General features: G+C 60.8%; 17 protein-coding genes and 2 pseudogenes. 4 read left to right on the forward strand and 15 right to left on the reverse strand.

The features are described from left to right. Position 1: 1 nt before the first annotated feature. The gene (locus tag NKH17_RS22625; protein ID WP_352595614.1) at positions 2–1,657 is read right to left on the reverse strand and encodes an MFS transporter; all 1,656 of its coding nucleotides are present in this window, start codon (positions 1,655–1,657) and stop codon (positions 2–4) included. Positions 1,658–2,510: 853 nt separating this feature from the next. Here NKH17_RS22625 and NKH17_RS22630 point away from each other — a divergent pair. Continuing rightward, on the forward strand, positions 2,511–2,795 hold the full coding sequence (locus tag NKH17_RS22630) for a hypothetical protein (protein ID WP_352530290.1): 285 nt from the start codon (positions 2,511–2,513) through the stop codon (positions 2,793–2,795). Between the two features lie 448 nt (positions 2,796–3,243). On the opposite strand, the gene NKH17_RS22635 is transcribed toward NKH17_RS22630, so the two are convergent. From NKH17_RS22635 to groES, 5 genes and pseudogenes are all read right to left on the reverse strand, one after another. Beyond that, positions 3,244–4,326: an HPP family protein gene (locus NKH17_RS22635; RefSeq protein WP_352452638.1), complete on the reverse strand. Its 1,083-nt coding sequence runs from the start codon at positions 4,324–4,326 to the stop codon at positions 3,244–3,246. 821 nt (positions 4,327–5,147) lie between these two features. Continuing rightward, positions 5,148–5,306, reverse strand: a complete 159-nt coding sequence (locus NKH17_RS22640; RefSeq protein WP_352972305.1) for a hypothetical protein — start codon at positions 5,304–5,306, stop codon at positions 5,148–5,150. Beyond that, positions 5,303–5,578, reverse strand: a pseudogene (locus NKH17_RS22645) (ABC transporter permease); the annotation flags it as partial. The pseudogene NKH17_RS22645 and the gene NKH17_RS22640, both read right to left, overlap by 4 nt. Before the next feature lie 167 nt (positions 5,579–5,745). Then, positions 5,746–7,401 (reverse strand): chaperonin GroEL, encoded by a 1,656-nt coding sequence (gene groL, locus NKH17_RS22650; RefSeq protein WP_352566725.1) that lies wholly within the window; start codon positions 7,399–7,401, stop codon positions 5,746–5,748. Positions 7,402–7,466: 65 nt separating this feature from the next. After that, on the reverse strand, positions 7,467–7,763 hold the full coding sequence (gene groES, locus NKH17_RS22655; protein ID WP_352453535.1) for a co-chaperone GroES: 297 nt from the start codon (positions 7,761–7,763) through the stop codon (positions 7,467–7,469). Between the two features lie 424 nt (positions 7,764–8,187). Between groES and NKH17_RS22660 the strand changes: the two genes are divergently transcribed. Genes NKH17_RS22660 through NKH17_RS22670 form a run of 3 tightly spaced genes read left to right on the forward strand, consistent with a single transcriptional unit; the run spans position 8,188 to position 9,263 of the window. After that, complete coding sequence (locus NKH17_RS22660; protein ID WP_352972308.1) at positions 8,188–8,550, forward strand: S46 family peptidase; 363 nt, start codon at positions 8,188–8,190, stop codon at positions 8,548–8,550. A 4-nt stretch (positions 8,551–8,554) separates the two neighbouring features. Next, positions 8,555–8,911 carry a S46 family peptidase gene (locus NKH17_RS22665; RefSeq protein ID WP_352972311.1) on the forward strand — a complete coding sequence of 119 codons (357 nt, stop codon included), beginning with the start codon at positions 8,555–8,557 and terminating at the stop codon, positions 8,909–8,911. Next, the gene (locus tag NKH17_RS22670; RefSeq protein ID WP_352972314.1) at positions 8,856–9,263 is read left to right on the forward strand and encodes a S46 family peptidase; all 408 of its coding nucleotides are present in this window, start codon (positions 8,856–8,858) and stop codon (positions 9,261–9,263) included. The genes NKH17_RS22665 and NKH17_RS22670 overlap by 56 nt, the downstream gene beginning before the upstream one ends. A 459-nt stretch (positions 9,264–9,722) precedes the next feature. On the opposite strand, the gene NKH17_RS22675 is transcribed toward NKH17_RS22670, so the two are convergent. The 9 genes and pseudogenes from NKH17_RS22675 to bioB all read right to left on the reverse strand — a co-directional run bounded on the left by NKH17_RS22675 (position 9,723) and on the right by bioB (position 18,101). Continuing rightward, the gene (locus tag NKH17_RS22675; RefSeq protein ID WP_352492857.1) at positions 9,723–10,874 is read right to left on the reverse strand and encodes a porin; all 1,152 of its coding nucleotides are present in this window, start codon (positions 10,872–10,874) and stop codon (positions 9,723–9,725) included. Positions 10,875–11,190: 316 nt separating this feature from the next. Beyond that, on the reverse strand, positions 11,191–11,847 hold the full coding sequence (locus NKH17_RS22680) for an antitoxin Xre/MbcA/ParS-like domain-containing protein (RefSeq protein WP_352474688.1): 657 nt from the start codon (positions 11,845–11,847) through the stop codon (positions 11,191–11,193). Positions 11,848–12,471: 624 nt separating this feature from the next. Continuing rightward, positions 12,472–12,636 (reverse strand): annotated as a pseudogene (locus NKH17_RS33460) (NrtR DNA-binding winged helix domain-containing protein); the annotation flags it as partial. Between the two features lie 103 nt (positions 12,637–12,739). Next, positions 12,740–13,006: an aspartate 1-decarboxylase gene (locus NKH17_RS22690; protein WP_352474706.1), complete on the reverse strand. Its 267-nt coding sequence runs from the start codon at positions 13,004–13,006 to the stop codon at positions 12,740–12,742. A 68-nt stretch (positions 13,007–13,074) separates the two neighbouring features. Continuing rightward, a complete protein-coding gene (bioZ, locus tag NKH17_RS22695) occupies positions 13,075–14,058 on the reverse strand; it encodes a 3-oxopimeloyl-[acyl-carrier-protein] synthase BioZ (protein ID WP_352972317.1) in 984 nt (327 codons plus the stop codon). Continuing rightward, positions 14,055–15,320, reverse strand: coding sequence for an adenosylmethionine--8-amino-7-oxononanoate transaminase (locus tag NKH17_RS22700; protein WP_352972320.1), 1,266 nt, complete (start codon positions 15,318–15,320; stop codon positions 14,055–14,057). Before NKH17_RS22700 ends, bioZ begins: the two co-directional genes overlap by 4 nt. Further along, a complete protein-coding gene (gene bioD, locus NKH17_RS22705; protein ID WP_352972410.1) occupies positions 15,320–15,955 on the reverse strand; it encodes a dethiobiotin synthase in 636 nt (211 codons plus the stop codon). The genes NKH17_RS22700 and bioD overlap by 1 nt, the downstream gene beginning before the upstream one ends. Before the next feature lie 11 nt (positions 15,956–15,966). Beyond that, positions 15,967–17,106, reverse strand: coding sequence for an 8-amino-7-oxononanoate synthase (locus NKH17_RS22710; RefSeq protein WP_352972323.1), 1,140 nt, complete (start codon positions 17,104–17,106; stop codon positions 15,967–15,969). Next, positions 17,103–18,101, reverse strand: coding sequence for a biotin synthase BioB (gene bioB, locus NKH17_RS22715; protein WP_352972412.1), 999 nt, complete (start codon positions 18,099–18,101; stop codon positions 17,103–17,105). Before bioB ends, NKH17_RS22710 begins: the two co-directional genes overlap by 4 nt. Between the last annotated feature and the right edge of the window lie 52 nt (positions 18,102–18,153).

An 18,153-nucleotide genomic window follows, 5' to 3' on the forward strand; every position in this document is an offset into this window, starting at 1 on the left:
TTCAATGACGGGGAAGGTGTAGGATTGACTGGTCGGGTTTCCGGGCCGAGCTTGTCGGCCGCTCAATCGAAAGCGTCATTTGAGGCGCTTTCTCTCCCGCGTGTAACTGGAAGACACGCTCGTCCAGTTCCTTGTCTACTTCCGTGAGACGATGATTGAGGCGAAGGTAGTCGGTCCAGGTCGGCGTTCGGAACGTTTCTGTCCACTGCATAGGCTTCTGAAGGTTGCGCTGGAGCGTCCAGTTCCGAGCACCGACGCGGCTGTGTACATGACGCCGCTGCCGCATGAGGTCGAGGAAGGCCTCGACATTTCTCTCGGCTATCAGATATTCGATCTTGACCACGATCGGGCCGCTTCTCGGCTTCAAACTGAGAGCGACAGCTGGGGCGTCGAATTCCTCCAAAGGATCGGGCTCGGACTCGCGGCGCTCGCGAAGAGGAAACAGAACGCCGGCTGCAGCAACGAGCAGCAGGGCCGCAGCGGAACCCTCTAGCGCCCAGGTCAGCGAATGGTTCTGGGAAACGGTGCCCCACACCCAGCTGCCGGCCGCTATGCCGCCGTCTATCAATGCATAGTAGATGGAGATCGTGCGCCCCACGACCCAGCGCGGGCTTGCCAGCTGCACGCTCACGCCAACCCCGGACCAGGCAGTGACCCAGCCTGCGCCGCCCAAAGCAAGTGCAATTGCCGCCACGCCGATCGAAGAGGTAAGCGCCAGGGAGAGGGAGCACGCCGCGCAGGCGACGCAGGAGAGCCTCATCAGCTGTTCTTGCGACAAGCTCCGTCTGAACAGGCTGTTGGAGAGGCCGGCGAAGACCGCGCCTGTTCCGAAACCTGCCATGAGCGTGCCATAGGCGAGCGGGCCTCCTCCCAACTGGTCGCGGACAATCAGCGGCAGCAGCGCGAGTATGGCGATGCTCGCCAGGCCAAAGAGGGTTCCGCGTGCGATCGCCGCTTTGATTTCCGATGACATCGCCGTGAAGCGCAGCCCGTCATAGATGGCCCTCCTCATCGACTCGCGCGGAAGAGGCGACGAGCGGACCTTCCACTTGCAGCGCCATATGGTGGCCAAGGGTACCAAATAGGTGAGGGTGGTCACGGTAAAAGCGGCCAAAAGCCCGAAGGAGGCAACCACGATGCCGCCGAGCGCCGGGCCCACGGTCCGTACGGTGTTGAAGCCAACGGAAAGCAGGGTAACGGCAGCGGGAACATCGCGCCGGTCCACCATATCGCCAACCGACGCCTGCCAGGCGGGATCGTTGAGAGCGCCGCCGCATGCGATTAAAAAGCTGAAGCCGAGAATCATCCATGGGTCGAGAAAGCCCAGCGCTACAACAGCGGTCAGCATCGCAGATGCTATCACCATAAGGCAGCGGCCCGCGAACATAACCCTGCGACGGCTGAAATTGTCAGCGAGAACCCCGGCGAACACGGACAAAATGAAAGCGGGCAGGTTCGATGAAGCCTGCACCAGCGCAACCATCAGATCGGAAGTCGAGATGGTAGCCATCAGCCAACTGATGGCAACAGTCTGCATCAACCAGCCGAGGCTCGAGACTTGCGTGGCGAGCCAGATCGAACGAAAGGTGGGCTGCAAAAGTGGCGCAAAGGTCGTTGGTGCAGCCAAATCATCATTTGATCCAGCCACCCTACTCATTTTGCCAACCTTTGCTTTGCGTTATTGCCGTTTCCCATGTAATCTAGGCTGAACCGTGGCGGCTAGAAGAATAGAGAGAAACTGTTTGCCTTGCGGCACAGTTCCTCGTGATTAAGGGTTGCGGCCGAGACGCATGCCCGAGCCGGCCCACCCCGCCTTCGAAGACATCACGGGGTGGAGCCCGGATTCTTGCTTGTCGTTTGACGCAGCATGCTTCATCAACGGGCACTTTGCCCAGCGATGCCTTTTCGCGAAACGCGACGATGTTCTTTCGTCGGAAACTCTCTCCAACGGCGTTCAATGCGCTGAGTCTGGCTTGGGGCGAGGTGAGGGCTTGCAGATCTTAGACAGGATTGATTCCTGATAATCGCAGACGGTTGCCGGGCCGCGATCGAAGAGGCGCGCGCCTTGCTGCTTCAGCTTGAACAAAAGTCTGACGCGCTCACACATGCCATCGACGACTTTCTGCTCGATCTGATGAGGCTGGCTTTCATTGTTGAATGTTATGGACGCGGCTTTGAACTTTTGGCGCGAACGCTTGCCCGTAGAAGACTGGCAAAGGTCAGGCTTTTGTCGGGGGCGGTGAACTCCGCCAGGGGAGAAATGACACCCAAAGCCGGATGGCTGAAGCGACGGTCGCCCCGCGTTGCGCACAGTGACGAAGGTAACGGTACGGCTCTTCGGCAGCTGGCGCATCCTCATGGTAGCGTCTGGCCGTTCCCTCTGATGCCTCGGCCTCCCACACCTATCCGAACAGGCCCGATCCTGGAGGGTCCTCGAAGCGGGCATGAGGGCGATAGGCCGCGTGGTTGGGGTACCAAGCGTAGGCGCGGTATTGGGCTGGAAATTGGCGATGCGCGACGAAGAAGTCCGAGATCAACTCGTGCAATGGCAATTCCTAACACCGTGGACGTGTTGGAGCAGCCTCATCCTCCTAGTCAGGAACGTCATCAAGGTTATAGGATTGATGCGCGGCGAACCCTCCGAACTCAGGATCATGTTGACATCGCTGTTCGACAGAGCCGACTTGGCGCAAGGAAGCCACATCGTTTCGGAATTGCTTATCGCATGGTCTATCGTCGGCCTAGTCAAACCCTTGGCGCGGCGAGGAAGCGGCGGTCGTCGGCGTGATGCATGAGGGGAGTCGGCCGCGCCTCACCATAGGCGAAATGCAGGAACCAAAGGAAAGGACCACCTGCATGGAATTGCGAACCGCGTCCTCGGCGTCTGAGCCGCGACCCTTGCCAAGGATCATTCAACCCGCGACGTAGAGCTTCAAGCCAGCCTTGGACATGCGAACCGCGCTACCATCGTTGCAGAGGAGCCGTCCACCAGATGGTTCCATTTGTAGTCCGCACGCCTTTAGTCGACATAGCGGACTGGCTCCGGCCACCGGCAAGGTTGAAGAGTGTTCCGTTGTTGCAGTCGTACTTGGCCTACGTGAACCAGATGCCTGAGCACGCGGTCGCGTTTCAGGGTTGATCTACTCGTAAAAAGGAATTGTCTTAGGCGGAAGGCGCACTTAATACCACTATCCTATTGGCGCCCCATCGGGTTCCCGGATTGAGCAAGTCCGGATCACTATTTTATGCCGCTGCCAGCGTTGTGTCCGCCATGTGCACGCGCGCTGCCGCTGCCAGCAGGTCGGTCTGGGTGATCAGCCCAATAATGCGTCGCTCGGCATCGACGATGACCACGGCATGGCTGCGGCCGTCGGTGAGGACCGGCAGCAGGCTCATCGCCGGCGTATCGGGAGAGGCGGTGCCAGCCTTCGACATCACAGCCCTCACCGCGTCGGTCGCCTTCGTCAGCTCGCGCAGGCCAACTACACCGACCAGCCCGCCGTCGGCGTCGGTCACCGGCAGCGTCCGGATGTTGTGATCGAGCAGCAAATGACGCGCCTGGTCGGCAGGCGCATGTTCATCGACCGAAATCACATCGCGCGACATGATGTCCTCGCACAGCAGGGTGCGGTGGGAGCGCACCATCGCCTGCAACTCGACCTGCCGCAGCAGCCGCTCAAGATCGTTGCGGTCGATATCGAAGGTTTCCTCCAGCGCGCCGAGCGCGGCATCGATATCCTCGGGCTGGAAGCCGACCCGCTCCCGCGCCGGCGGATCGATGGTTCCATGCGCGCTTTTAAGGGCGGGGGCCGCCACATGTGGATAGTTGCGCCGCGACAGTTTATGGATGCCGTAGCCGAGTGCGACCAGCACGATCGAGTTCAGCGCTACCGGAACGAAGGGAAACAGCAAGCCGGAACTGAAGACGGCCGGTCCGCCGAACACCGCAGTTAAGGCGGCGGCGCCACCCGGCGGATGCAGGCAGCGCGTGAACGACATGGCGGCGATGGCCAGCGCCACCGCAATGCCGGTAGCAAGAACGGGTTCACGCACGAAATGCGCCACGATCACCCCGACCAGCGCCGAAATCGTATTGCCACCGATAATCGACCAAGGTTGCGCCAGCGGGCTTGAAGGCACGGCAAAGAGCAGCACGGCCGATGCTCCCATTGGAGCAACCAGCAGTGCGACATGTGGGCCAGACCCGTTCGCCAGCGCACTGATCACGCCAGTCAATGCGATGCCGATCATGGCCCCGATGCAGGCGAGCAGCCGCTCGCGCAGCGTTGCACCGGCAAGGATCGGAACAAAGAGACGAAACGCCATGGCATACCCTTGGGCGAGTGGTCGGAACTCCGCGCTCCGCAATGCAGGCAAAGCCACAGATTTGGAAGTTAAGCCAATTCGGAAAGCCGGCTCACGGGGGAATACTTTTGCGCGAAGCGGCCATTGCCAAATGGGTGCAGACATTTTGATCAGCCAGAGGAGGCGGACGGCACGCTGATCCGCTCGAGCGCAGCTAGAGGCCAAGGGCTGTCGTGCCGCGGGCAGCCGGAAATGGGGATGGTCGGAGGTCGAGCTGGGATGGACACTAAGGAATTCAGAGGCTTCGAAAAGCGTGCTGACAATGTCGGCATGGCAAGACAAATCAGGCCCTTGTCGCTCCACTTCCGAGGCGAACTCCAGCGGAGTACGGCTTCTACGCGGTGCTTGGTCTGCCTGTCCTTGCCACCATCGGATTCGTTGGCTGCTGAAACGTCCACCTGTAGCCGCTGAGAAGACGACTGCCGCCAGTGCCGTCGTGGAACCGCCATATGACGGCGGCTTGGTTACAGAGCCGGCTCGTGTCGATCGGGCGGGGGAGCCTGATATGACGTACATGGTCCAGAAAGTGGCCAATGAAGGTGCTGGCATCGTCAACGTGATCAGGTCACGTAATAGCGGTAATACAACCGCGACCACGAGCCTCTCAGGCGTTCGATGAGGCGGGAAAATCCGATCACCAGACCAAACGCGTTTCCGCCACACTGCCACACACGAAACCGATCAGGGTTCCAGGCTCGCCAGAAGATTGGAGCCAAGGCCACCTCGGCTGAACTCTGCCATGCCGCGGCCGCCACCTCTTCCAGCCGCGGTAGAAACGTGGGTCAGCAGCGCCGGCATGGGCGAGCAACTCCCAAAATCGCGAGCAGCGCCATCGGCTCCGCAAGCGGCCGCAGATGTTGGCCGATGAAGCGGAAGGGCGGCGGTGCGATGGAAGCGCCGTGCGACAGCCTATCCAGACCTGTAATCGTGATCAGGCTCATCTGGGTCTCCGGACGCCAGCGTTGCAGATGGTTTTAGGCAAGCGTGAGCAGGCCGTGGGTCCCAATCCGGTCAGGCCGACCACGATCATGGCCGAAAGAACGAGTTCCAATTGAAAGAGCTGACGACCATAGGCGATCAGGTATCGGAGCCTTTCGAACGATGCGATGAGTTCTACCGCAACCAGGGTCTGCCAGCCGTTGGCAAGGCCTTCTCGCAGCCCTGTAAAGATCGACGGCACGGCGGAAGGCAGCACGAGTTTCGACCAGCGGCTGAACGAAAGGACACGGCCAGACCCCGTCTCACGACGACGCCGTTGCGCTTCGCTGCCATCAGGCTGGGTAGAGGACTTGCACGTCTAAAGCTGTCGATCATGCTCGGCACACAAAAAAGGGCGGCATTGCTGCCGCCCTTTCCGCTGTAGGTTGATAGAGGGCTGGATTAGAAATCCATACCGCCCATGCCGCCCATGCCACCGCCGGGCATACCAGCCGGCATGCCGCCGCCAACCGACTCCTTCTTCGGAGCCTCCGCGATCATGGCTTCGGTGGTGACCAGCAGGCCGGCGACCGAGGCCGCGTCCTGCAGAGCCGTGCGCACAACCTTGACCGGATCGACGATACCCATGGCGATCATGTCGCCATATTCGCCGGTCTGGGCGTTGTAACCGAAGGTCGCGCCCTTGTTCTCAAGGATCTTGCCGGCAACGATCGATGCTTCCGCACCGGCGTTGGCCGCGATCTGACGGGCCGGAGCCTGCAGCGCGCGACGCACGATGGCGATGCCGGCGGTCTGGTCGGAGTTGGCGCCAGTGACGGTGATGGCCAGCGAAGCGCGCAGCAGGGCGACGCCGCCGCCGGGAACGATGCCTTCTTCGACGGCCGCGCGGGTCGCGTTGAGGGCGTCATCGACGCGGTCCTTCTTTTCCTTGACTTCGATCTCGGTCGCACCGCCGACGCGGATGACGGCAACGCCGCCCGCCAGCTTGGCGAGACGTTCCTGCAGCTTCTCCTTGTCGTAGTCCGAGGTAGTCTCTTCGATCTGCTGCTTGATCTGGGCGACGCGGCCCTGGATCTCTTCCTTCTTGCCGGCGCCGTCAACGATGGTGGTGTTCTCCTTGGAGATCGACACCTTCTTGGCGCGGCCGAGCATGTTGAGGCCGACATTCTCGAGCTTGATGCCGAGGTCTTCGGAAATGACCTGGCCACCGGTGAGGATGGCGATGTCTTCCAGCATGGCCTTACGGCGATCACCAAAGCCCGGCGCCTTGACGGCGGCGATTTTCAGGCCACCGCGCAGCTTGTTGACGACCAGCGTGGCCAGGGCCTCGCCTTCGACATCTTCCGAGATGATGACCAGCGGCTTCGAGGTCTGCACGACGGCCTCGAGGATCGGCAGCATGGCCTGCAGGTTGGAGAGCTTCTTCTCGTGGAGAAGAATGTAGGCGTCTTCCAGATCCGCAACCATCTTCTCGGCGTTGGTGACGAAGTAGGGCGAGAGATAGCCGCGGTCGAACTGCATGCCTTCAACGACTTCAAGCTCGGTCTCGGCGGTCTTTGCTTCCTCGACGGTGATGACGCCCTCATTGCCGACCTTCTGCATCGCTTCAGCGATCATCGAGCCGACCGACACGTCGCCATTGCCGGCGATGGTGCCGACCTGGGCAACCTCTTCCGAGGTCTTGATCTTCTTGGCGTTCTTGATCAGCGTCGCGACGACGTCGGCGACGGCGAGGTCGATGCCGCGCTTGAGGTCCATCGGGTTCATGCCGGCGGCAACCGCCTTGTGGCCTTCCTGAACGATCGACTGTGCCAGAACGGTCGCGGTGGTGGTGCCGTCGCCGGCGATGTCGTTGGTCTTCGAAGCAACTTCGCGGACCATCTGCGCGCCCATGTTTTCGAACTTGTCCTCAAGCTCGATTTCCTTGGCGACGGTGACGCCGTCCTTGGTGATGCGCGGTGCGCCGAACGACTTGTCGATGACGACGTTGCGGCCCTTGGGGCCGAGCGTGACCTTCACCGCGTCGGCGAGGATGTTGACGCCGCGCAGCATGCGCTCACGAGCGTCGCGGGAGAATTTTACGTCTTTGGCAGCCATTTTTTACTCCTGGGCATTTCGCCCGAAATTCAGATTGGATGGTGCGGATGAAAGGCGGCGGCGTGTCAGCCGATGACGCCCATGATGTCCGCTTCCTTCATGATCAGAAGGTCTTCGCCATTGAGCTTGACTTCGGTGCCCGACCACTTGCCGAACAGGATGCGGTCGCCGGCCTTGACGTCCAGCGGGACGAGCTTGCCGACCTCGTCACGGGCGCCGGAACCGATGGCGATGATCTCGCCTTCCTGCGGCTTTTCCTTAGCCGTATCGGGGATGATGATCCCGCCGGCGGTCTTCGCTTCGGACTCAACCCGACGAACGACCACGCGGTCATGCAGCGGCCGGAAATTCGACTTTGCCATTTTTGGATTTCCCTGGTGCGGATGTTGAACGGTTCTCCGTTGCCGGAGCGTGGTTAGCACTCACCAGAAGCGAGTGCTAACGCGGCAGTGAGATAGGCCGTAGGCTCCTGCTAGTCAAGACGGAAGAGGGACGGGCGAAGAGCACGAGCGTGGAAGCACCGAGCCCTTTACGTGAAAGACGTCGGAGATCGGACATGGATGGGGCGGCTCACCATTTGTAACTGAAGGCTTTATTCATTTGGCACGATTGGTGCAGCGGATGATCCGCAAACGTTGCGCGCGACAAATATGAGAGGTGAACGCCATCAGGACTCTTGCGGTTAACGGGTCCACTCGGTGTTTACGGTGTTGGCCGCCGCGCGGGCGCCAGGACTCCGGCCATCCCGATAGTCACCAATCCAATCTGCGGAGAACAGGAGGCAAGATGAGCGCGACAGTCAGCATGAACTCGAATTTGAAATGTTTGGCCAAAGCAACTGCCATCGCCTTGCTCTGGACGGTCACGGCTACGTCGGCGGACGAAGGTATGTGGATGCCGGGCCAGACTGCGGAAGTGGGCGCGGCCATGCGCGCGGATGGGCTCCAGATCGATCCCGCCCAGCTGGGCCGTCTGGACGCTGACCCGCTCAACGCGATCGTATCACTGGGCGGATGCTCCGCCTCGTTCGTCAGTCCACAAGGGCTGGTCGCAACCAATCATCACTGCGTGTTCGAATCCATCCAATACCACCGCAAGGAGGGCCAGGACTATCTCACAGACGGGTTTCTGGCGAAGAGCCCTGGGTGAAGAATTGCCCGCGGCGCCAGGCAGCCGAATCTATGTGATCGAGGACATGCGGGATGTGACCGCCGAAATGCTCAAGGGCGTCTCGGACAAGCTGAATGAGTTTGCCCGCTATGAGCGGCTCGCCACGAACCGCAAGGCCCTGATCGCCGCATGTGAAGGACAGCCCAATCGCCGCTGCGACGTAGGGGCCTATTATGGCGGCGCCTCCTACTATCTCCAGCAGAAGCTCGAAATCGAGGACGTGCGCCTTGTCTATGCGCCCGCGCTCGGCATCGGTAAACTTCGGCGGCGAAACGGACAATTGGATGTGGCCGCGCCACACAGGCGACTTCGGCTTTTATCGCGCCTATGTCGCTCCTGATGGTTCCTCCCGGCCATATGCGCGCGACAATGTGCCTTACCGGCCGAAGAGTTGGCTACCCATAGCCTGTGAAGGCGTCAAGGAAGGCGACCTTGTGATGGTCGCCGGCTTTCCCGGCGCAACCCACCAGTTCCTGCGGCGGATGAAGTCCGGTTCAACTTCGCGCAATTCGAACCGCGGTTGCAGCCTTCGCTCTCGGATTATGCCGGCCAGATCAACCAGGCAACGGCAGGCAATCGCGAGGCGCAGATCCATTGACCGCCCGCTTCACAAATGGCTCGGTCTAAAACGCATGGGAAAAGCAGAAAAGGCAACAGATCGGCACCAGAATGAATATGGCCGCGCGAACTGACAGACGCGCCAACAATCGGCATCTCGCATGGTCCGTGGCACCGGACGTGGCACCCACCCTGCTGGCGCGACTCCCATCAGGTCGTCGGGGTTTCGCTGGCGAAAAAAACTTCCGTGTGTCTCTGCGCGATTCCTCCCGCTTGCGCGTGCCTAGTCAACCAAAAAACTGACCATCTGCAGGATCAGGATCAGCAAAAAAAAGCCAAAGGCAGACGCCAAAACAGCTGCCTGCAGGACGATGCGTTGTTTCTTACCCACAGTTTCCCCGGGAGAGAGTCTGATGATAACCCTTAAAAAAGGGCGCCCGGGAACAGGGCGCCCTTCTCATCGACGAAATGCTCGGATTGGAGGTCCGTGATCAAGCAATTCGCCGAAAGCCTCTACAAGCCTCACACAATGGTTCAGCCGCAAATTAGGCTCACAGTTACTGCTTCGAACGCGGCAACGGGCTCTTCAATCCTCAGAACGAGCGCTGGAAGCGGAGGAGACCGCCGACGCTGTTCTTCTTGTCGGCATTGGTCCAGTTAGAGAAGTCCACATCCCCGAACTTGCCAGCGTGGAGATAGTCGACTTCGGCCGTGATCGTCAGACCAGGAACGATATCGTAGGCGACATTGGCGGCGATGCCGAGGTTCTTCCACTCGTCATACGCCGCCTGAAGGTTGAAAGAGGTCTTCTCGTTGAACTTGTAGGTGCCGCCGCCCCAGACGGCCCAGTTGCCACCCCACTGCTTGTAGAAGCCGCGACCGCCGGCAGGAATAGCGTAGGTCCCATCGGTTAGGTTGTCGTCGGTCCCATAGCCAGCCATAATGAACAGCGACAGTTCGTTGGTGGCGTTTACATCCAAGCGGACCTTGCCGGCTACCTCTTCGTAGTTGCTGTCGTAAGCCACGACGCCGGTGATGGCGCCCCAGCCCTGCGTGTACTTCACGCCGCCGACAAGATGCGGAACGTAGCTGTCGATCGTGCCGACGACGCCAGACCCCTCTTCGAGCGATACCACGGCGGAGAAGCCATTGCCGGCGTCGAAGTAGTACTGCACGACGTTGGTGTCGAAATCACCGTAGGGAACGAGCGTATCGTTGAGGACGTTGCCGGCATAGCCGATAAACGTATCGAAGGCCGATTCGTCCTTGCCGACGCGAAGGCCACCGAGTTGGATCCAGGCGAAGTTCAGTGTGATGCCCCTGTTGAAGGCATAGTTCTGGGGACTGTCGGGACCCGAATAGGCGTTGCGGTTACCGAAATTGAATTTGGTCTCGGTGTATGTCTTCAAAGTACCGAGTTCGGTTTCCTGGCCGGTCCAAGTCCTTAGGTCAAAGCGGGCGTTCTTGCGCCAGGTGCCCTGGTCGCTGCCGTCTTGGACGTCGTGGGTCCGCGCCCCATCGTAGGAGCCAACGTCGCCAGCGCTGATGTCGTAACGGACATAGCCGCCGATGCGCAGGCAGGTTTCGGTGCCGGGGATGTAGAAGTAGCCCGAGCCATATACGTCGCAGATCTTGACGTATTCTGCCGGTTCCGGCTCGGCGACCGTCACCGCGTCGGCGGCGCGAGCACCGGAAGCTGCGATCAGAGCCGCAGCTGAGCCGAGAAGAAGGCTCTTGATGTTCATACTTGATCTCCATTCAATGATTTTGAAAGGGGCGAGGACGTCGATGGACGAACCGCTCCCTGTCCCCACGATCGAAAAAGATGCGCATCGCAATGCATCCTTCCCGGCTCGAACGCTATTCACCGGGCGAATTAGTGCAAGTTCAAATTCCGTTTGCCAACCATATATAGAAGTATCCGTTGCATTATTGTCACTAAATTCATTGTATTACTTGCACAAATTGAACAACTGTACATTTGAACAAATCGCACAATTGGTACATCTGCTTGTGCGCACTTACATAATGCGCGGAAAGCCATCGGCATCCGGCCAATTGTCAGATAGATTCAATCAGAGAAACAGCCTGGGCGGCGGATGAAACAACTTCTGTGTTCATACCTTCTCTGAGCAATTCGATAGGGACGCGACCCTTGAGAAGAGGCGAGGGGCTGATCAGCCACAGCCAAGCCAGTCTGGGATCGGAGATCGAGGAAAGGACCTGCCTGATTCCGGGCATAGGCCTGCCGTCGATGAACTGAGCTAGGGGAAATACATGCTTCCGGGAGCCTCTCCGAAAGGCAACCACATCATTGTGTCGCTGCCACCAGTACAAAGTGGACCGCGGTATTCCAAAACGTCTCTCGAGATGCGTCGACCCCGCAACTGGACCGGCCCATTCTGCAATGCGCGCGCCTTCTCTCGGGCAATCTTTCAGAACCGGATGCCCGAGCGGATGATCGGCTGCCCGTGGTCGCGAAGCGATCTCACCCGCCTGGGCGTTTAGCCGTCGCGCTGCTTCGGCCTCGAGCCTACCAAGAAATTCGGCGGCCACGGCGGTCAATTCATTGGAAGGAGAACCCGAAGGCGCAACGGCAGCCTTGTCACCCTGCTTCGCCTCATCGCATTGGGCAAGAATGCGCTGCACCTCCCTCATGACAAAGCTTGAAAGCTCGGTCTTGCGCTTTTCATCCCCAAGATCACTCGACGCGGACATATCTGGCTTTCCCAATAGCATTCCCTCAGCAAGCCTCCGAAAGAGCGTTGAAGACATGAAGTTTGGGGGACGGCGATGTGTTGCGTTTTCGTATGCGCGCAACCTAGCAGCCGTCTTGCGGCTTCAACTTTTGCCTCTCAATAAAAAAGGGAAGAACATCAATGGACGACCGTCTTGCCCCCACGATCGAAACAGACGCACATCGCAGTGCACGCTTCACAGTGGGACGCTATCCGCGACGCTCATTTGTGCAAGTTTAAAGTTTAGCTTGCCAGCTTTATATAATTAGACGTTTCTTTTATGCAACACTTTTCCAAGTGTTACTTGCACAAATCGAACGTATCGCACATTTAGACGAACTGTACATTCGACTGCGACTTTGACGCACGCGTTTACTGGTGGTATACATCCTTCACCGTTGCCGCAAGGCATTGGCCCACTCGCGCGGCACCTCCTTCACGACAAAGGTTGAAAGCCCGTCCTCGGGCGTTTCATTTCCAAGATCACTTCGATCCACTCATACGGGCTTCCCGAGCGAGACCGCGGGTTCGGACTTGCGAATGAATTTCTCGTTATAATCGAATTGACTATAAGGGTATATTTCTACGTTGAGTATAAAGGATGTCAAGCCCGCGCCAGCGGCAATTTTGTCCGGGCGACAGCCGTTTCGTCGAGGACATGGTGGCGGAAGCGATAAAGCTTCGCCGGCCGACCGCCGGTATCAAAAGCACTTTCGCCGGTCTCCTCCACCAGTTCCTGCTGCTCCATCAACCGGCGAAAGTTCTGCTGAAGCGCCCCTGCCGATGTAATCGTCAACGCCGTCCGCGTCAGCGCATTGCCATCGGCGAGAAGCCGACGACATTGTTGATGACGAACGTAACGATCCGCGGCTTCAGACAGGAATGTGCGCTTCGTCCAGATGGATGGAGTGGGCTGGCAGGTTCCGGGCGGCCGCGCCGTTGAGGATGCAGCATCGAGAGCCGCGCTCGCCGAGGATGACATAGGTCGAGATTCGTGCGCCGGAAGTCTTGCTCCATGTCTCCACGAATCCATTGGCAGGATCCCGGGTTCTTGGCGTGGTCAGGGTCGAGCAGTATCGAACCGTGGTAGTTGAGCTTTGCTCGGTGACGTGGATGCCGTGCAGCTTGCCGGCGACTATTTTCGCATTGGTCCCGTTGTCCTATTCATCTCACAAAGTCAGTCCTGATGTTGAGCAGCTTCGCTGGGCTAAATCCCGACTACGAGCGCCCCGCCGCTGAGTCCCGCACCTGCCGCCGCCAGGAGTATTTTCTCGCCCGGCCGAAACGGCTCCGCTTGGTTGGCGAGCGACAGTGAGAGCGGGATCGTCGCGGCGGAAGAGTTGCCATATTCGGCGATCGTTTTGACGATCAGGTGATCGGCAACGCCGAGGTTTCGCCCGACCGCATCGAAAATGCGAGCATTGGCCTGATGCGGCACGAACCGGTCGACATCCTGTCGTCGCACTCCGGCAGCGGCTAGCGCGCTTATCGAGCAATCGGTCATCATCTCGACGGCCTTTGCGAACACTTCGCGGCCGTCGGTCATCGTCATTCGGGTTTGCGCGAGGTCGAGGTCACCGTGGAACGGCTTGTTGCTTCCTCCTGCGGGAATCTGGATCAGCCCGTATCGCGAGCCGTCCGAATCCACGGAGGCACCGAGAATCCCCCGATCAGTATCCTCGCAGGGACCGATCACGAGGGCGCCGGCGGCATCGGCAAACAGCACGGCGCTGGCGCGCTCAGAGGGATTGATGCGGCGGCTGAGGATATTGGCGGCGATAATAAGACTCGCTTTGCCGTGCAGGCGGGTAAATCCGTCCGCAAACATCAGCGCATAGATGAAGCCGGCGCAGGCGCCGGTGAGATCGATCGCGCCGGCGCGGCCGAGCCCCAGCCGATGTGCGACCAGGGGCGCGCTGGGCGGCAGGAGGTGATCGGGCGTCGAGGTGGCAAGCAGCAGCAGACCGATGTCGTGGCGCGCAATGCCGGCGCTGGCCAGCGCCATCGCGCCGGCCTGCGCAGCAAGACCAGACAGCGTGTCTTCGTCCGTTGCCCAGAAGCGCGACCGGATTCCAGTACGCCGCTCGATCCAGCCCGGTTCGAGGCCGAGATTGGTCTCGATTTCGGCATTCGCCACCTTTCGCCCAGGCGCATGATGGCCAAACCCGAGAAGGCGCGACAACCTGCTCATGGCTTTGAGCCGAAGCGTTCGCCGGCCTCCTCGATCGCGTCATGGAGCCGATAGAGCTCGTCGCCGGTGACGCAATAGGGCGGCAGGAGATAAAGGACATTGCCGAGCGGGCGCACAAGCAGGCCGAGCTCGAGGAAAAAGGCCCGCAGCTTAGGTCCGATCTCGGCCAGATAGCCGGCAGAGCCGGCGCGCAGGTCGAGAGCCAGGATCGTGCCGATCGCGCGACTGTCGGTGAAGTTGGCATTGTCGCGAAAGCGTCGAAACCCGGCGGCCTGTCTCTCGCTCAAGGCCGCGATCCGCTCGGCCACCGGCTCGTCACGCCAGATCTCGACATTGGCGAGTGCTGCCGCGCAGGCAATCGGATTGGCCGTGTAGGAACTCGAGTGGAAAAACGTCTTCTTGCGATCCGCTGAATAATGAGCCTGGAAGATCGCATCGGTGGCAAGCGTGGCCGCCAGCGGGATCACGCCGCCGGTCAAGCCTTTGGAGGTGCAAAGGATATCAGGAGAGATCGACGCCTGCTCGCAGGCGAACATGGTTCCGGTTCGTCCCCAGCCTGTCATCACCTCGTCGGCGATCAGCAGCGTGCCGGAGGCTTCGGCGATCTTCTTCAATTCGGTGAGAACCCAGGCCGGATACATCAGCATGCCGCCGGCGCCAAGCAGCAGCGGCTCGACGATCAGCGCAGCGGGGCGCCGGTCGCGGGAGACTGCTTCGAACCGATCCAGCGTCTCCTGCTCCCGCCCGGCCGCCGGGAAGGGGATGGTGTCGACCTCGAACAGCAAAGGCTCATAGGGGGCGTTGAACACGCCGCGGGCGCCGACGCTCATCGCGCCGATGGTGTCGCCATGATAGCTGTGCTCCATGACGACGATGCGCGAGCGCGGCGCGCCGATGTTGCGGAAATAGCCGAGCGCCATCTTCAGCGCGACTTCGACGGCGGTCGAGCCGCTGTCGGAATAGAACACCCGGTCGAGGCCGGCGGGTGCGAGGTCGACAAGCGCCCTGGCCAGCCGTTCGGCCGGCTCGTGGGTGAAGCCCGCAAAGATGATCTGATCGAGGCTCGACGCGGTCGTCTCGATGGCCTTCATGATGCGGGGATGGCGGTGGCCATGGGTGACGACCCACCAGGAGGAAATGGCGTCCAGAATGCGCGCTCCGTCGGCCTTGTGGAGATAGGCCCCTTCAGTCAGCAGGATTTCAGGGGTCGAAGGCTCGAGCGCGTGCTGGGTGAAGGGATGCCACACACGGGAATGCGACATCACTCGCCTCCGGCAATCAAAGCGAGGTCGAAGCCGGCAATCATCGCTTGTCTCAGCGTTTTGTCCGTCAGCGGATCGAGGTGCGGCAGCCTGCCGAGTTGCGGCACGTCGCCGAATTCCACGATCGTCCGTTGCGTATCGGTGATCTCATCGCCGATGAAGGCGATGCCAGCCAGCGGGATAGCGCGCGCCCGCAGGGCCTCGATCGACAGCAGGGTGTGATTGATTGTTCCGAGCGCGGTGCGGGCGCACAGAATGACCGGCAACTGCCATTGCTCGAATATGTCGATGAACCTTGTCCGGCGGTTCAGCGGCACCATCAGCCCGCCGGCGCCTTCGATGACGAGCGGTGTCGGCAGGACCGGAAACGAAAGATCGGCAGCCTCGATCGAAACGTCGTCGATTTCGGCCGAACGATGCGGCGAAAGCGGGCTCTTCAAGCGGTAGGCTTCCGGCAGCACGCGCCCCGACGGCAGCCCGGCAAGTCGCGCAACCGCCTCGCTGTCGGTCTCGCCGTCGAGGCCCGATTGCACCGGCTTCCAGTAGAAACCGTCAAGCAGGCCGGCAAGCCCGGCCGAAAACACCGTCTTGCCAATTCCGGTGTCTGTTCCGGTGATGACGATGCGCTTGGTCATGTCGCCTACGGTCATGTCTGGGCCAACACCTCGACGAGCGCCTCGACCATGGCGGAAATGTCGGCTTCGCCGATATTGAGCGTCAGTGAGATGCGCAGCCGTGACGTGCCCTCGGGCACGGTCGGCGGACGAATGCCGCGTATGTCGAAGCCGCGGGCCTGCAGGCGCGCCGACACTGCCATGGTGCGCCTGACATCGCCGATGACAAATGGCTGGATTTGCGAGCCGCTGGGCGTGACGCCGCAGCGATCGACCAATTGGCGGCCTGCGAGGGCAACGCGTTCATGTAGCTGAACACGCCGCATAGGCTCGTCGGCGAGCATTGCGAGCGCTTCGCGCGCCGCGACCGCCATCAGCGGCGATGGCGCTGTGGCGTAGATGAATGGCCGGCAACGGTTGATCAGATACTGGCACAGTGTCCTCGGCCCGGTCACGAGCCCACCAGATGCGCCGAGCGCCTTGCCGCAGGTGTGGAGCGCGAGGATGTTGTCGCGGCCCTCGAAAGCGGCGGCCAGCCCCCGGCCGTCCGGTCCCCAGACGCCGGTGGCATGCGCCTCGTCAATGACGATGAATGCGTCGTGCCGATCGGCAAGCGCGACCAGGCTCTCCAAAGGCGCGCAATCGCCATCCATGCTGTAAAGGCTTTCCACCGCGATCCAGACGCATCCCATGCCGCCTTCGGCGCGCCAACGTGTGATCGCATCCTCGACAGCATCGACGTCGTGGTGCGCGGCCAGCACCAACTGTGCGCGCCCGGCCTGCGCACCCTCATGCATGCTGGCATGGGCGAGCTCATCGAGGATCAAAAGGTCGCCCTTCTGCGGCAGCGCCGTCAGCAGAGCGAAGTTGGCGATGTAGCCGCTGCCGAAGAACAGCGCGCGGTCGGCTCCAAAGAATGCCGCCGCGTCTGCCTCGAGCTGCTCGTGTTCCGGCGCATTGCCGCGCAACAGCCGCGACCCGGTGGCGCCAACCGGCGTGCCACGCGCAATCGCCGCCGCAACCGCTTCGCCAAGTCTTTTGGAGGCGGCAAGCCCGAGATAGTCGTTCGACGAGAAGTCGCGCCCGGCGCGCGGCTTCAGCGTCCGCAGCCGGTCCTTGCGCGCCAGTCCCTGCAAGGTCGCCTCATAGCGGGCAAGCGGTGCCCCGTTCATTGCGCCTCGAGTTCCATCGGCTCGATGCCAAGGCGCCGGAACAGCAGGGTATCCTTGTCCTCACCGGGATTGTCCGCCGTCAGCAGCGTGTCGCCGACGAAGATCGAGTTGGCGCCGGCAAAAAAGCACAGCGCCTGCATCTCGTCGGTCATGGCGGTGCGGCCGGCGGAAAGACGGATATGCGATTTCGGCATCATGATGCGCGCCAGCGCGATCACGCGCACGAATTCGATCGGCTCGATGGGCTTGGCGTCGGCAAGCGGGGTGCCGGCGATCGGGATCAGCATGTTGATCGGAACGCTTTGCGGATGTTCCGGCAGGTTGGCCAGCGTCACGAGCATGCCGATCCGGTCCACCGGCTCCTCGCCCATGCCGACAATGCCGCCGCAGCAGACCTTGATGCCGGATTGGCGAACGTGCTCGAGCGTCTCGAGCCGGTCGGCAAAGCTGCGCGTGCTGATGATCTCGCTATAGTAGCGTTCCGACGTATCGATGTTGTGGTTGTAGTAGTCGAGGCCCGCCTGTTTCAGACGAGAGGCTTGCGCAAGATCGAGCATGCCGAGCGTCATGCAGGTCTCCATACCGAGCGCCTTGACGCCTTCGACCATGGCCACTACCGCATCCATGTCGCGCGCCTTGGGGTTTCGCCAGGCCGCACCCATGCAATAGCGGGTGGCGCCGGCGTCACGCGCTTTCTTCGCCTCGGCGATGACGCGCCGGACCTCCATCAGCTTCGACGCCTTCAGACCGGTTTCGTGCTGCGCCGACTGGCTGCAATAGCCACAATCCTCCGGACATCCGCCTGTCTTGATGCTGAGAAGCCGGCTGAGCTGGACCTTGTTGGGATCGAAATTCTGGCGGTGCACGGTTTGCGCGAGGAAGAGGAGATTGTTGAAGGGGGCATCGTGAAGTGCCCGAGCCTTCTCCAGGGTCCACGCTCCAGAGTCAGGGGATTGAGCCTGTGGCGATGTCTGCGTTGGACTGGCTGTTTGCATGTCCATGCTGTTCCTCCGGTTCTGCCTTGCTTTGCTGTCTGATTGATGACGA

This window comes from Mesorhizobium sp. M1334 (genome assembly GCF_040317995.1).
In the GTDB taxonomy this organism is placed as follows: domain Bacteria; phylum Pseudomonadota; class Alphaproteobacteria; order Rhizobiales; family Rhizobiaceae; genus Mesorhizobium.

What these genes read in the sequence shown, in the direction of transcription:
- NKH17_RS22635 (WP_352452638.1), bottom strand. Translation starts at nt 4,326, where the DNA reads ATGGCGTTTCGTCTCTTTGTTCCGATCCTTGCCGGTGCAACGCTGCGC.
- bioD (WP_352972410.1), bottom strand. Translation starts at nt 15,955, where the DNA reads ATGACCAAGCGCATCGTCATCACCGGAACAGACACCGGAATTGGCAAG.
- NKH17_RS22675 (WP_352492857.1), bottom strand. Translation starts at nt 10,874, where the DNA reads ATGAACATCAAGAGCCTTCTTCTCGGCTCAGCTGCGGCTCTGATCGCA.
- bioZ (WP_352972317.1), bottom strand. Translation starts at nt 14,058, where the DNA reads ATGAGCAGGTTGTCGCGCCTTCTCGGGTTTGGCCATCATGCGCCTGGG.
- groES (WP_352453535.1), bottom strand. Translation starts at nt 7,763, where the DNA reads ATGGCAAAGTCGAATTTCCGGCCGCTGCATGACCGCGTGGTCGTTCGT.
- NKH17_RS22700 (WP_352972320.1), bottom strand. Translation starts at nt 15,320, where the DNA reads ATGTCGCATTCCCGTGTGTGGCATCCCTTCACCCAGCACGCGCTCGAG.
- NKH17_RS22630 (WP_352530290.1), top strand. Translation starts at nt 2,511, where the DNA reads ATGCGCGACGAAGAAGTCCGAGATCAACTCGTGCAATGGCAATTCCTA.
- NKH17_RS22660 (WP_352972308.1), top strand. Translation starts at nt 8,188, where the DNA reads ATGAGCGCGACAGTCAGCATGAACTCGAATTTGAAATGTTTGGCCAAA.
- groL (WP_352566725.1), bottom strand. Translation starts at nt 7,401, where the DNA reads ATGGCTGCCAAAGACGTAAAATTCTCCCGCGACGCTCGTGAGCGCATG.
- NKH17_RS22680 (WP_352474688.1), bottom strand. Translation starts at nt 11,847, where the DNA reads ATGTCCGCGTCGAGTGATCTTGGGGATGAAAAGCGCAAGACCGAGCTT.
- NKH17_RS22710 (WP_352972323.1), bottom strand. Translation starts at nt 17,106, where the DNA reads ATGAACGGGGCACCGCTTGCCCGCTATGAGGCGACCTTGCAGGGACTG.
- bioB (WP_352972412.1), bottom strand. Translation starts at nt 18,101, where the DNA reads ATGCAAACAGCCAGTCCAACGCAGACATCGCCACAGGCTCAATCCCCT.
- NKH17_RS22640 (WP_352972305.1), bottom strand. Translation starts at nt 5,306, where the DNA reads ATGAGCCTGATCACGATTACAGGTCTGGATAGGCTGTCGCACGGCGCT.
- NKH17_RS22625 (WP_352595614.1), bottom strand. Translation starts at nt 1,657, where the DNA reads ATGAGTAGGGTGGCTGGATCAAATGATGATTTGGCTGCACCAACGACC.
- NKH17_RS22670 (WP_352972314.1), top strand. Translation starts at nt 8,856, where the DNA reads ATGTGGCCGCGCCACACAGGCGACTTCGGCTTTTATCGCGCCTATGTC.